The 14,183-nt window shown below is 62.9% G+C and carries 10 protein-coding genes; 1 reads left to right on the top strand and 9 read right to left on the bottom strand.

Annotation, left to right across the window (positions count from 1 at the left end):
• Positions 1 to 147: 147 nt before the first annotated feature.
• Positions 148 to 2,196: a bifunctional aldolase/short-chain dehydrogenase gene (locus tag IE224_RS15105; protein WP_191311543.1), complete on the bottom strand. Its 2,049-nt coding sequence runs from the start codon at positions 2,194 to 2,196 to the stop codon at positions 148 to 150.
• Between the two features lie 86 nt (positions 2,197 to 2,282).
• On the opposite strand from IE224_RS15105, the gene IE224_RS15100 reads away from it, so the two are divergent.
• Positions 2,283 to 3,323, top strand: coding sequence for a sugar-binding transcriptional regulator (locus tag IE224_RS15100; protein WP_229849403.1), 1,041 nt, complete (start codon positions 2,283 to 2,285; stop codon positions 3,321 to 3,323).
• Positions 3,324 to 3,332: 9 nt separating this feature from the next.
• On the opposite strand, the gene IE224_RS15095 is transcribed toward IE224_RS15100, so the two are convergent.
• From IE224_RS15095 to dhaL (IE224_RS15060), 8 genes are all read right to left on the bottom strand, one after another.
• Complete coding sequence (locus tag IE224_RS15095; protein ID WP_191311541.1) at positions 3,333 to 4,277, bottom strand: carbohydrate kinase family protein; 945 nt, start codon at positions 4,275 to 4,277, stop codon at positions 3,333 to 3,335.
• 22 nt (positions 4,278 to 4,299) lie between these two features.
• Positions 4,300 to 5,319 (bottom strand): ABC transporter permease, encoded by a 1,020-nt coding sequence (locus IE224_RS15090; protein ID WP_191311538.1) that lies wholly within the window; start codon positions 5,317 to 5,319, stop codon positions 4,300 to 4,302.
• Positions 5,316 to 6,914, bottom strand: a complete 1,599-nt coding sequence (locus IE224_RS15085) for a sugar ABC transporter ATP-binding protein (protein WP_191311536.1) — start codon at positions 6,912 to 6,914, stop codon at positions 5,316 to 5,318. Before IE224_RS15085 ends, IE224_RS15090 begins: the two co-directional genes overlap by 4 nt.
• A gap of 79 nt (positions 6,915 to 6,993) precedes the next feature.
• Entirely contained in the window at positions 6,994 to 7,995 is a 1,002-nt protein-coding gene (locus tag IE224_RS15080) for a substrate-binding domain-containing protein (RefSeq protein WP_191311534.1), read from the bottom strand.
• 78 nt (positions 7,996 to 8,073) lie between these two features.
• Positions 8,074 to 9,057, bottom strand: a complete 984-nt coding sequence (locus IE224_RS15075; RefSeq protein WP_191311532.1) for an ABC transporter permease — start codon at positions 9,055 to 9,057, stop codon at positions 8,074 to 8,076.
• Positions 9,058 to 9,192: 135 nt separating this feature from the next.
• Complete coding sequence (locus IE224_RS15070; protein WP_229849402.1) at positions 9,193 to 11,205, bottom strand: bifunctional sugar-binding transcriptional regulator/dihydroxyacetone kinase subunit DhaK; 2,013 nt, start codon at positions 11,203 to 11,205, stop codon at positions 9,193 to 9,195.
• A gap of 41 nt (positions 11,206 to 11,246) precedes the next feature.
• Positions 11,247 to 11,909 carry a dihydroxyacetone kinase subunit DhaL gene (dhaL, locus tag IE224_RS15065; RefSeq protein WP_191311530.1) on the bottom strand — a complete coding sequence of 221 codons (663 nt, stop codon included), beginning with the start codon at positions 11,907 to 11,909 and terminating at the stop codon, positions 11,247 to 11,249.
• 1 nt (position 11,910) lies between these two features.
• Positions 11,911 to 13,647, bottom strand: coding sequence for a dihydroxyacetone kinase subunit DhaL (gene dhaL / locus IE224_RS15060; protein WP_191311528.1), 1,737 nt, complete (start codon positions 13,645 to 13,647; stop codon positions 11,911 to 11,913).
• Between the last annotated feature and the right edge of the window lie 536 nt (positions 13,648 to 14,183).

Here is a 14,183-nt window from a genome sequence, read left to right as displayed (position 1 = left end):
CGAACCTTCCGTCAGTTCCTATCCCTGAATATCCAGTCAATCTTGCAGCCGCCATCTGCATCCGTGAACTTAACGGGTTTTATGGAATGACCAGAGAAGAACCTGCAATGTTCCGAATACCCCATCTGGAGCCTAGCAACACCCGCCTTATCGCAGCATTGCGGCAGTGTTGCCACCGTCGACGGTCAGAACCGCACCGGTCGATGCGCGAGACTTGATCAGCGCCAGCGCCGCCTGCGCCACATCGTCGGCGGTGACCTCACGATGCAGCAGATTGCCGCGCATATAGACTTCAGGCGAGACGCCACGGGCGCGGGCGCGTTCCTCGACCATTTGGTCTGTCATCAACCCAGTGCGGATCCGGTCGGGGTTGACGGCGTTCGAGGTGATGCTGTCCGCTGCATGCTCCACAGCATATTGCCGCATCAGGGCCATCAATGCCGCCTTCGACGTGCCATAGGGGCCGAAGTCCGGGCCAGGGTTTACTGCCTGCTTTGAAACATTGAACAGCAGCGCGCCACCAGTTCCCTGAGCCTTCATCACCCGCACCGCCGCGCGGGCGACATGATGGTGCGCCCAGAAGTTCAACTCGAATGCCGCGCGGAAGTCCTTCTCCGAGACCTCCAACAGCGCCCCCTGCCATGCCGCACCCGCGTTCGAAACCAGGATGTCGATGCCACCGAATGTCGCCGCGACTTGGTCAAGCGCGCGGTCCACCGCCACCGCATCTGTGAGGTCGCAGCCGATGCCAATGCCGCCGAGCCGGCTGGCCTGATCCACGGCAGCATCACCGTCAATGTCGATCAGCGCCACCTCGGCACCGTCGGCATGCAGGGCTTGCGCAATCGCCAGCCCGAGACCCCCTGCCCCGCCTGTGACGACCGCGACCTGCCGGGTCAGCGGCTTTTCGGCGGCCTTCTTCAGCTTGGCCTGCTCCAGCGACCAGTATTCGATATCAAACAGGTCTTCCTCCGACAGCGCTTCGAAGCGGTCGATGCCTTCGGCGCCCCGAATGACCTCGATCGTCGCCTCTGCAACATCCGCAGCGACCAGCGAAGCCTTGCGAGTAGGTCCTGCCGCAAAGACGCCAACTCCTTCGACGTAGAAAACGCGTGGCATCGGGTCCAGCATGGTCTTGCCGCCACCGACGCGTTCGTTGTTACGTTGGAAATAAGCCTCGTAGTCGGCGACGTAGGCGGAAACCTTGTCGCGCACCAGTGCGGCCCAGCCGTCCAGATCGCCGGCCTTCGGCACCGGCAGCGCCACTCCACAGCGCTTGATATGGATTACATGCTCGGGCGTCGCATTGCCGCGCCGGACCAGGTCTTCGACATTGGGTGCGGCGCAGAAATCGAGGATGTCACCGCCGGTGCGGTGTTCGAGGACAAGGCGCTGCGGCTTGCCTTCATCCCGGCCGGGCCGGGCGATGGCGCCGCGAAGTATCGGCGCGACCTGCGCTGCGGTGGCAAGACCATCCGGCGGTGTCGCCGTGCCGAACGGCTTCGGGTTTCCCTGCGCGATGCGGTTTTCGGCGCGGGTGATGGCCTCGATCATCGCCTCGTAGGAGGTGCGTGGATCGTCCGACCAAGTAAAGATGCCGTGCTTCAGCAGGATCATGCCCGGCGCATCGGGCCGCGCCTGATAGGCGCGCAGGCACGCCTTCGACAGATCGAAGCCCGGCATGACATAGGGAACGATGATGAACTCCGGGAACAACTCGCGGACGATAGTCTCGCCGCGCGGCTGATTGGTCAGCGCCACCACGGCGTTCGCATGCGTGTGATCGACATGGCGGAAGGGGAGGATGGCGTGCAGGATTGCCTCGACCGAGGGATTGGGTGAGGCCGGGTCGAGGAGCAGACGGCGCTGGAGCATGACCATGTCATCATCGGACAGGGTTTCATAGTTCACCATGGCCCTCAGAGGCTCGAGGCGCAGGGCGGGCAGGCCAGCGGGTTCGATCTGGCCCATATCCCAGCCGGATCCCTTGACGCACAGAACCTCGACCGACGTGCCGTCATGGTCATTCAGCGTAGTCTTGACCGAGGTATTGCCGCCCCCATGCAGCACCAGTTGCGGCACCCGGCCCAGCAAGCGCGTGGTCCAGGTACGGATTGCAACGTCCCGGTTTACCCCCGCGTCTACATACGCCTCTACAGTGCGTTCGTACTCGGCGTCTGACCAAAGGGATTGCATCCGATCTCTCCTCCCGGAACTTCAAGTTGTTGTCAAATGACACGCACATGTGTCATTAGTCAATCGGTCTTGTTCGCGAGACTTGGATGTCACTTCTGTCCATGACAATGAGCACGACATCACGCAGAGCATTATCAGCGAGGCCGATACCCATGCCATCAACTGCTCAGCCCCAGAAGAGTCGCGCCGAGGTACCGGCTGAGTTTGACGACATCGTGGTTTGGGCCGCCTGGCTGTATTACGAGGACCGGCTGAACCAGAGCGAGATCGCCGCGATGCTTGGCGTTTCGCGGGCGAGCGTTGTGAACTACCTGCAAGAAGCGCGTGAACGCGGTGCGGTGCTGATCACGATGGATGCGGGTGTGGTCGCCAGATCCAGCCTGTCGCGCGCTCTCGCCACGAAGTTTGGTTTGGCCGAGGCTCTGGTTGTGCCACTGCCGCCGAATGCCGACGCGACGCAACACCTGACGGCACTGGGCGCGGCTGGCGCACGCCAGCTTGAGCGCTTGGTGAACCCCGGCGAAACGCTGTGCGTATCCTGGGGCAAGACCGTTCTGGCGGTAGCCGACGCCATCACGCATCGGGTGGACGACGTTACAGTGGTTCAGGTCACCGGCGCCGCTATGGGCAAGCCCGAATTTTCGGCTGAATTGTGCAGCGCGATCATGGCGCGCAACCTTGGTGCGGTCAGCATGAACCTGCATGCGCCTGCGGTTCTTTCCTCTGCCGCACTCTGCGCGGCGCTGAAGCGCGAACCGGCGCTGCAACACCAGTTCGACCTGATCCGCAATGCGCAGACGATCGTCTTCGGGCTCGGCGGCCTCGGTCCGGAAAGCACCATGCGGGTTGCGAACATCGCCAGCCAGGCGGAAATTGATGCCTATGTCGACGACGGCGCCGAGGCTGTCCTGATCTGCCGCTTCCTGAACGCCGAGGGGGAACAGGTTCGGCGCGATCTGGACTGGCAGATGATGGGAATCGAACTGGACGAACTTCGCGCCATTCCGCGCCGCCTTTGCGTTGCGGGCGGCCCGACCAAGGTCGCTGCTTTGCGCGCCGCACTGAAGGGCGGCTATGCGACCCATCTGGTCACCGACATGGACACGGCGACGGCGCTGCTGGATTGATCCCGTCCGCTAGGCCTTGACCTTGGCGGTGTTCATGAAATTAATCGTGTCCTGGAATGAGCGGATCCCCGCATCGGAGCCAAGGCCCGTCGCCACCAACGCGGCGGCCGCCTGGGCGAAATTCAGCGCGGTTTTCAGGTCCATCCGGTGATGCAGTGCGGTAATGAACCCTGCATCGAAAGCATCCCCGCAACCGGTCGTGTCCACGACGTCGATCTGAAATGCCGGCTGCCTGACCGTTTCGCCGTTGCGATCCATGAAGCAGACCCCGTCTCCTCCTAGCGTGAAGACGCATTGCCGAACCCCGCGATCCAGGAAGAAACGCCCCGCTTCCTCAACGCTGCCAGTCTTCGAGATCACCATCGCCTCGTCTATGGAGGGCATGAAATAGTCGATATGCGCAAACAACGGTGACAGCAGGTCGATCGTGCCTTCGTTCGCACCCAGCAGGTCGAAGGTGGTCGTGCGACCCCGGCGCTTGGCCTCGGCCAGCAACCGGGCGCTTGGGGCGCCGTCCAGCTTTGCCAGCAAGCCGGTGCCGCCCAAGTGGATAATGGCGGGGGCAAGCACGGTGTCCAACGTCTCGGGCAGAACATCAAAGTGGTCTGACGCGCCGCGTTGATGCAGCGCAGGCCGGTCTCCGTTGCGACGGACATTCAGGATCGTGGCCGAGGTGGGCACGCCCGCCAGCCGCTGCATCTGTGCCGTGTCTACGCCGAACCGCTGCAGCGTTGCGAGAACAAAATCCGCCTTCTCATCGTCGCCCACGGCGCCGACGGCAAGGCAGTTCAGGCCCAGCTTGGCTAGGTCCACCACCGTGCCACCCGCAGTACCCGCAACAGTCAGTCGGATTTCATCGATGAAGTCGACATTGCCGCCTTGCGGGATCGCGTCGACAGGACGGCCCAATACGTCAAGAATATAAAGACCGATGACGGAAACGTCGTGGGTCATGCTGTCCTCTCCCAAGGATGTGTCAGGCGCGCTGGCGTAGCGCGAAGATGGTTCCGGCGATCAGGATGAAGATGCCGACGATTGCCCGCTGCAGGGTGCTGGGGATACCGACGAAGACCAGCACGTTGCTGACCAGCGTGATCAGCAGCACCCCCAGAAGCGTGCCGAGGACCGTACCCGATCCGCCCGTGATGCGCGCGCCACCAAGGACGACTGCCGCGATGATCTCCAGCTCCATCCCGGCAAGGTCGAAGGGATTGGCAAGCCGGTTCGAGGCGACATGCACGATGCCCGCGATCCCCGCCAGCAATCCGGCCCAGCCAAAGACGAAGAGCCGGATCTGGAACAGATTGAAGCCCAGCCTTTCGGCGATGCCTGGATTGCCGCCCGATGCGAAGATGGCCCGGCCAAGCAGTGTGCGTTCCAGGATGAACCATGTGGCAAGGGCCACGACAACCAGCACAAGCACCGTCGCGGGAAGAGCGGACACAACCCCGTTCGTGCCCTGCCAACTGAACAGCGATGCCTTGCCGAATGCCTCCATGGAGGCTGGCAGGTTCATGAACAGCGCGGTGCCCACGAAGGTCAGCAGGAACGACCGGATGATGTATTGCGTACCGATAGTCACGATCAGCGAGGGCGCACGCAGGGCATGGATCAGGAGACCGTTCAGCACCCCGAATGCCGCACCACCTGCCGCCGCAAGCGGCATGATGATCCACAAGGGCATGCCGGGAAGCACATTGTGAACAAGCATCGTCAGCACATACATGACGAAGGCCGCGATGGCGGTGAAGGACACGTCGATGCCCCCCGCAGCCAGCACGACCAGCACGCCCATCGCGAAGATCCCTCGCACAACCGATGCCCTCAGGATGTCGAACAGGTTGTTCATCGCGACAAATTCGGGATTTGCGATCGCAACCGCAATTGCGGTAACGACAATCAGCGCCAGCGTGAACAGTTCGGGGCGCTGCCCCATCAGGTCCCAAATCCGGCCTGCCGGGCCACGGGCCTCCGGTGCAATCGTTGTCTCGGTCATGGGGTTGCATCCTTGCCTGTGGCTGGCACGGCCGCGCCGCCCGCCATGGTCTGGTAGATCTCGTCCTCGGATACGGTGGCGGCGTCATGGGTGGCGATGATGGCGCCCTGACGCATGACAAGGATCCGGTCGCAATTCTGCAAAAGCTCGGGCAGATCGTCCGAGATGATGATGACCCCCATCCCCTCGTCGGCAAGCCTCTGAATGATGCGGAAGATCGTGTCCTTCGAGCCAACATCAACGCCGACAGTGGGCCCGTGCAGGATCAGCAGACGAGGGTTGATCGTCAGCCAGCGTCCGATCAACACCCGCTGCTGGTTGCCACCCGACAGCGACTGCACGGGCGCCTGGACATTCGGTGCAACGACCTGCAGATCGGCGATCTGTTCGCGCGCAAGGGCCCGCGCACGCCTGCCGCTGATCATGCCAAATGCGTTCCTCAGCCGGTCCAGAACAGGAAGCGTGACATTGTCCTGGATTGTCTTTTCCAGAAACAGCCCTTCCGTCAGGCGATCCTCGGGGACATAGCCGATCCCCTCGCGGATCGCGTCCGCTGGCGATTTCAGATCGATGATGCGGCCTTCAAGCTGCATGGTGCCCGAATGCGCCGGGACCACGCCCGACAGGGCCAAAGCCAGTTCGTTGCGACCCGAATCCAGCAGGCCGGTAACGCCCAGGATTTCCCCCTTGCGCAGCGTCAGGGAAAGGTCATGAAACGACGCGGGCTGCGTCAGGTTCTGGATGTCCAGCATCACATCGCCGATCTTCGGCTCGGTGCGATAGCGCGCCTCGGAGATCTCGCGCCCGGTCATCAGCTGGCTGATCTCGGATTTCGGGGTCGTCGCGACTTCGCGCTCGGCCACCTTCTGGCCGTCCCGCATGATGATGGCATGGCCGCCCAGTGACTTCACTTCGTCCAGCTTGTGGGTGACGAACAGGACAGTGACGCCCTGATCCAGAAGGCGGCGCACGACCGCAAGCAGGTTCTCGACCTCTTGCCGGGTCAATGACGTCGTCGGTTCGTCCATGATGACCAGCCGCGCCTCGGCTGCGATGGCACGAGCGATGGCAACCAACTGGCGTGTGGCAAGCGGCAGCGTATCGGTGCGGCGCCCCAGAAAGGCACGGCTGGTCGGCAGGTGAACCTGCGCCAGTGCCCTCGCGGCCGTGTCATGCAGCGCAGCCCGGCGCAGAGGCCGCGCCAGCTTGCCGCCAGCCTCGACCAACTGTCCGGTCAGCGCGACATTTTCTGCGACGGACAGGTTCGGCAGCAGCGACAAGTCCTGGTAAACCGTCTCGATCCCTGCCTCCAGCGCGCCGATCGCACCAAGATCGCCCGCCAGCGGACCGGTCGGCGCGCCATCGATCAGGATCTGGCCGGAGGTCGCGGGCTGCGCCCCCGAGATGATCTTGATCAGGGTGGACTTCCCGCAACCGTTCTCGCCCATCAGGTGATAGATCTGACCCGCCTGCAGGGTCAGGCTGACATCCTTCAGGGCCTGCACGCCGCCAAAGGACTTGCGGACATTGCGGACCTCAAGAAAGGGCGCAGACATGGACCAGGTGCCCGCCGCGTCAGGCTGAAACTGCATCATGCGAATCCTGTAGCTTCGGTGGCGGCAAAGGCAGGCTGTGGGGCCCGCCCTTGCTTTGATGTGTCAAGACAGCAGGGGCTCAGAACGGATAGTTCTTGTATTCGTCCTTGCCGACATCGACCCAGGCCTCGCCTTGGATGATGATCCCCTTGCCGGGTCCCTGGCTGACCTTGACGCTGTTGTAGCCGGGCACCCCGAGGTCCATGCCATCGGTGATTTCCTCGCCGTCGAGGATCTTTTTCGACACGACGTTCATCACATAGCCCGCATCCTTCGGATCCCAGAAGTAAATCCGGTTGACCGCGCCCGATTCCAGGTAGGGGCCGGTGTCCTTGGGCAGGCCAAGGCCGAAGACGCAGACCTTGCCGACAAGGCCGGCTTCCTCGACCGCGCGACCGATGCCGATCACGTCGATGGCGGAGGAGCCTTGGAACCCCTTGATGTCGGGATGTGCGCGCAGGATTTCCTTGGCTTTCTCATAGGCCTTGTTGGCGTCGTTGAAGGACTCGTTCTTCGCGGCCACCAGTTCCATCCCCGGATGATTGGCGGCTGCGCTTTCGGCCCCGGCATCAGCCCAGATGTTGTGCGTTAGGCTGCCCAGCGAACCGACGAAACTGGTCCACTTGCCCTCGCCGCCCATGCATTCGGCCAGACCGTCGTTGATCCTGCGGCCGAAGGCTGCGTTGTCAAAGGCCTCAATGTCAGCATCGGCGTTGACGATGGAGTCGCCCTCGTGCGCGATGACCTTGATGCCGCGCTGCTGCGCGCGACGCAGCACACCTTCCAGCGCCGAAGGATCCATCGGCACGACCGCGACCGCCGACACGCCCTTGGCCACCAGATCCTCGATGATCCGGGCCTGCTGAGCGGCATCGGCCTGGGCCGGACCGACCTGAACGGCGGTGACGTCGTCGTGCTCGGTATCAAAGGCCTTCACGCCCTCGTCCATGCGCACGAACCAGCCCTCGCCTGTGATCTTCACCACTGTGGTAATGGACTGATCGTCCTGTGCCATGACTGCCGTGGCGGCCATGGACCCTGCAAGAACGACGCTTCCCGCCAGTTTTGCAAATATCTTCATCGGGTTCCTCCTCCCGTTTTCAGGGGCGTTGTCACTTGGTGCCGCACTGCCTGCCCTGCGCGACAGACGGCACATCCGTCATCGCGCCGGCCTGAGCCAGAGCGACAGGTCGATCCGCGCCGATGCCAGCAGCGCCAGCAGCAGCACCCCCCAGGCCAGGTCGCGGAAGAAGTTTGAGATGCCGAGAAAGTTGAACAGGCTCGACAGGATCTGCAGCGCCGTCGCAGCCAGCAGCACGGACAGGACGCGACCATAACCGCCCTCGGGCTTCACGCCACCCAGCACTGCAATAAGGATGGCAATCAGGACATACGAGCTTCCGTAGTCCCACTTGACCGAGGCATTGCGCGAGGCGATCACGATCCCTGCAATTGAAGCAAGAATGCCCGCGATCGTGTAGGTGGTGACGATCATCCGACGTGCCGGAATGCCGCCATAGCGCGCTGCCTTCGCGTTCGATCCCAGCAGCGTCAGCTTGACCCCGAAAGGCGTGCACCGCAGCACATAGCCGACCAGCCCCGCGACCAGCAGGAACAGCGTAAAGCACAACGGCACACCCAGCACAGGCAGGTTGCCGAAATCGTCCAGCGGCTGGATATAGCCGAGGCTGACAGAGGACCCGTTCGTCAGCCAGACCGAAATCCCGGTGAACAGCAACTGCGTGCCAAGCGTCGCGATCAACGGCGTCAATCCGGCAAAGGCGATCATCAAGCCGTTCAGCAGTCCGCCGATGACCCCGACGCAAAGTGCAAGGGCCGCGAAGGTCCATGCAAAGGTCATCGGTGCATCCGCCGGCACCAGGATCTGGCGCGCGATCAGAAAGGCGGTGATCCCCGCAAGATTGGCAAGGGCGATCCCTGACAGGTCGATGCCGCCATTCCCCGAGATCATCGCCAGCGTCACGCCAAGAGCCAGCAAGCCAAGCTCCGGCACCTGCGCTGCCATGATCTGCAGGTTATAGCTGTCGACGAAGTTCGATCCTGCCAGCAAGGCGCCGGCGACAAGCACGATCACGTTGATCAGCGCCAGAAACACCGACTGGCGATCAGCAATATGCGGCATGTCTCTCCCCCTCGAACGGTTTTCGGGACGCTGCTTCCACTACCGTCGCCGTTCTTTTTGTATTTCGACACTTATGTGTGACAAAAGTCAACAGCAGGCCGGATGGACATGCGCCGTACTTTGTTCCGATGCCCATCATGTCGGCTGTCCTGTGACCGTCAGCGCCGGGGCCTGACAGGGATGGTCCAGAAGGGCGGCAAGTTCGTCATCCAGATGAATCATCGATAATGACACGCCTTGCATGTCCATTGACGTATAGAACGGGCCGACCAATGTGCGATGCACGCCAATGCCGTGCGCCTTGAGACGCTGGCGGATACGGCGGGTCAGGATATAAAGTTCCATCGCAGGCGTGCCACCAAGCGAGTTCACAAGCACCGCAACCCGGTCGCCCCTCGCGGGCGCCATTTCGGCGAGGATACGGTCCAGCAGCAGATCGGCGGCATCGTCCGCACTAGCCAGCGGCCTTTGTTCTACACCGGGTTCTCCGTGTACCCCCACGCCAATCTCCATCTGGTCTGCATCCAGATCGAAACTGGGGCGCCGCGTATCAGGAAGACGCGCGGGTTCCAGCGCCAGGCCCATTGTGTAGGTTCGCTGCGCCGCACGCCGTGTGACGGCTTCGCAGGCGTCCAGAGACGCGCCCAGATCAGCCGCCGCCCCGGCGATGCGAAAGACGAACACGTTGCCCGCCACGCCCCTGCGCGCGCCTCGGTTGTCGGGCGGCGACGATGCAATGTCGTCGTTGGTCACGATCTGGCGCACCGGGATGCCCGCGGCCTCAACCATCTCGCGTGCCATACTGAAGTTCATAAGGTCGCCGGAGAAATTGCCGTAGATATAGAGCAGCCCTGCGCCACCATTCACCGCCCGGCTCGCGGCAAGGATGGGGCCGGGCGGCGGCGCCGCGAAGATATTGCCAACAACGGCGGCATCGGCCAGGCCCTTGCCGACATACCCCCAGAAGCCTGGCTCATGCCCCGCCCCTCCACCTATCACGATGCCGACCTTGCCGGGACGCGGGCCTGCACGGGACATGACTGCGCGGCCCGTGCCGGGGACCGGAGCGATCAGCGCCTCGTGCGCCACCAGTGCCCCGGCCAAAGATTCGTCCACCAGATCCTTTACGGCATTCATCAACTTCTTGCCGGTGCTGCGCGGCAGAGTTTCGCCAGTCTCCGGCAGGGCTTCGAAACGGCGCGGCTGTTCCTGCCAGCCATCTGCCGTCAATACGCCGCGCGCGGTCACGGCATCTGTGACCAGGACATCAACATAGCCTCCGCGCAAGGCGGCAAGGATCGCCGCCACCTTGTCGATGCCACCCGCCACCGCGATCTTTTGCGGGATTGTCAGCAACTGGCTAAGATCAAGACCGATGGTGCAGTGGTCCAGCGGCCCGACAACCGCTGCGCCGCGCGCAGATATGAAGCGACCCGTTAGACTGCCTGCCGCGTCCTGGTAATGGGCGTGACGATCGATCCCGTCCAAGAACCCGGATGTGTGGATCGTGCTTTCCGGTCGCATGGACGAAATACCCATGACGATACGGTTCGCCTCGCGCAGCACCTCGATCTGTTCAGACAGGACCGGTTCGCCCAACAGCAGGTCGCGCATCTTGGGGGACGACACGATCGCGGGGACAGAAAGCGGAATCCATCGCGCGCCAAGCGCGGATGCCAGTCGCGAGGCGCAGGCTTCGGGTGTCCAGGGGATTCGAGCCGTTGTCGATCCGGTCGCCTGCACGACGCGAATGTCGGCAAGCCCGCGATGATCAAGCGCCTCAGCCGCCGCAAGCACGGTGCGTCCCCATGTCACCGCCAGGGTGTCGCCCGACCTGACCAGCCGCTTCAATACCTGCGCCGCTGCCCGGCCCAGTCGATCGGTTAGCGATCCGCCCTCCCCCTCGGACGGAATTACCAGACAGTCTTGAAGCCCGAACTGATCCTTCAGCGCACGCGCGATCGAAACCGACCGAAAGCGCTCGGGCTGTATCTGGATGTTGACGATCCCACGACTACGCGCCTCGGCCAGCCAAGCGTTCACCGACGCACGCGACAGGCCCATTTTCCCGGCGATCTCGCCTTGGGTCAGCCCGTCCTCGTAATACAGCCATGCCGCCCACAAAAGGGCGTCATCACCGAACGGCATCGGCATTTCCGCAAGAACACCGGACTCGCCCCTTGTAGCCATCAGCCGGCCCCCTGCCCCAGATGCACAGCAAGTCCGTCACGCAGCGCAGCAATGATGATGACAGCAGATGCGGCGCCCGGATCCACATGGCCCAGGCTACGCTGGCCGAGCCGGGAGGCGCGGCCAACGGTAGCAGTCATAGCCCGGGTGGCCTCGCGACCCTCTTCCGCAGCCTCCAGAGCGACATCGAGTACGGCCAAAGGAGCCGAACCCGCCGCCTGTGCATCGACCACGGCACGTGCCGCCGGGCCCCAGACGTCCAGCATGGTCTTGTCGCCCGCGCTTGCCTTGCCCCTCGCCGCAATGCCGCTGGCGAAGGCTGGGATCAGACCGGGTATGTCAGCCGCGCGCAGGCTCTGCATGCCGCGATACCTTTGGCCGGCGGACAGAAAGGCACTTGCGTAAAGCGGCCCGGTGGTTGCCCCGACGGCCTCCAGAAAGCTGTCAGCGGCGATGGCAAAGAGGTCGCCGGCTCCCGCACCCCGAGAGGAAGCTTGGACTGACGCACGGACCACGGCGGCAAACCCCTCGGCCATTGAATTGCCATGGTCGGCGTCCCCGATCGCGCCATCCAGCTGTCCGAGCATGTGCCGCGCCTCGTCGATCCGCAACGACATCAGGCGAAACAACGCTGTCAATTGGTGGGCGTCCAGGCCGTCCATGTCAGGCCAGTCGCTTCCGGAACGATGCGGCAAGCGTTGTCAGGATTAGACAGCAAGAGGTCGCGCCTGCGTCGGGCACCCCGCGCGAGCGTTCGCCTAGCCGGCTTGCGCGACCAACCTTAGCAACCAGATCGACGGTGCTGTCGCGGCCCTTCAAAGCCGCTTCGCTCATCTCCTCCAACGCCGCGGCAAAGCCTGCATCACGCGCGGCGGCATCGAAGGCCGCGACCGCCGGGACAAGGCAGTCGATCAGGGTCTTGTCACCGACCTGTGCTGACCCGGTGCGCCGTACACCTGCCAGCGCCGCATTCATCATTGCCGAGAAACCCGCCGCATCAATGGCGGGACGGCCCGCAACCTCTTGCGCCATACCCGCGAACATGAAGCCATAGAGCGGCCCCATCGAGCCTCCGATCTCACCCATCAGGACATCGGAAAGGATCCGCAATGTCTGATCCAGCGAAAGGTCTCTTTCCGCGATCCTCTGGGCCGCACGGCCAAAGCCCTTGGCCATGTTGATGCCATGGTCGCCATCTCCGATCAGCCCGTCGATTTCCGACAGATGCGCCTTGTTCGCAACGATCACTTCGGCCAGTTCGCGCACGATCGCGCCGGACCCAGCGACGGAAACGGACGGCCCAGCGATCGCGACGTTCTTCGTGGCGACGCTTTCCTGCCCGTGGTCGGCCTTTGCATGGCGGCTGTGCGCTGCGCCCGCATTCGCTGGGGGCGCGACATGGCCGGTTGTCATCCCCGGCGCCTCGGCAGGGTGGTCGAGAAGCGCCTTGAGTTCGGCATCCAGCGCCATCACGGTCAGCGTTGCGCCGACCATTTCCAGCGAAGTGAAATAGTTGCCGACGAATGCCTTGTGGACATGAACCCCTTTGGCATCAAGCTGGCTTTCGACGCGGTCATAAAGGACATAAAGCTCGTTCACCGGCGTTGCACCGAGGCCGGACAGCAAGACAGCCACTTCGGCCCCCGCTGGCAGGTCGTGATCATCCAGCACGATCTGCAGCATGTCATCGGCGACGTCATCGGCGGTCTTCAGCGGCTCCACACGTACGCCCGGTTCACCATGGTGGCCGATCCCGACCTCCATCATGCCCGCCTCGATGGCGAAGTTGGCATGGCCGACCGCCGGAAGCGTGCAGGGCGCAAGCCCCACCCCGACTGAGCGGCAAGCATCGACCGCCTTCTGCGCCGCCGCCACGACTTCGGACAGTGACCCACCCTGTGCGGCTCTTGCTCCGCCGATCTTCCACATGAATATCTCGCCCGCCACGCCGCGCCGCTTTTCGCGTTCGGACGCGGGGGCCGAGCAGACATCGTCATTGGCCACAACCGTGGCGACCTCGATCCCGTCCGGCGCCACCAATTCTTTCGCCATACGGACATTCATGTTGTCCCCGGCATAATTACCGTACAGCACCGCGACACCCGCGCCGCCGTCGGCCGCGCGGATCGCATCGGCAAAGCTCTTTGCTGTCGGAGAGGAGAAAAGCTCACCCACCGCGACGGCATCAACCAGGCTATGGCCCGTATAGCCGATGAAGGCAGGCTCGTGGCCCGAACCACCGCCAGTCACGATGCCTACCCGCCCCGGCTGCGGTGCCGCAGTCGAAATGACGACGCGGGGGTTATCGGGAGACAGGCGGACCATGTTGCGATGTGCACGGACGAACCCGGCAACTGTCTCGTCGACGATATCATCCGGATTGTTGATGAACCTTTGCATGCTCCTGCCCTCTCCTGCGCGGAACGAATGACGATCTGCGGGCCCGCCAAACCAAATAGCAGGCGGCAACCACGATGGTCGTCAGGCATTCCCCCATTTGCGAGTTGCTCCTCCAGCATTGCTCGCAAGCGCATCAATCCTTCTAGTTTAAACAGTTGTCAACTAGTGTCTGAATATTGTCGATCTTTGCGGAGTATCGGCTCCATGCTGTCGGCCGGTATCCTCACCAGCGGCAGCAATCTTTCAGGGAGTTTGATCCATGCAACGGCCCTTGCCGACCGCGGAGATGACACTGCTCCCGGCAAACGATGTCCCGCGGCGAAGAAAGACCTTGCCACAGAACATGCGATTAGATGACAGCCTCGGCTGCAATCGGACGCCTGAGGGGATTGGACAAAGGCACATCTTTGATGTTGCCTTGCGCGATTTGAGAAGAAACCTGCGCATTTTGCTAACTGCCCATATTCCGACAGCCTATCCTTTCTGCACAGCCAAATCGGGAAGCAGTTCTGTTCTCGACCGCACCAGCAACGGAG

The sequence above is a fragment of the Paracoccus aerius genome (assembly GCF_014656455.1).
Taxonomy (GTDB): domain Bacteria; phylum Pseudomonadota; class Alphaproteobacteria; order Rhodobacterales; family Rhodobacteraceae; genus Paracoccus; species Paracoccus aerius.
This window is presented reverse-complemented; position numbering and strand designations above follow the sequence as displayed.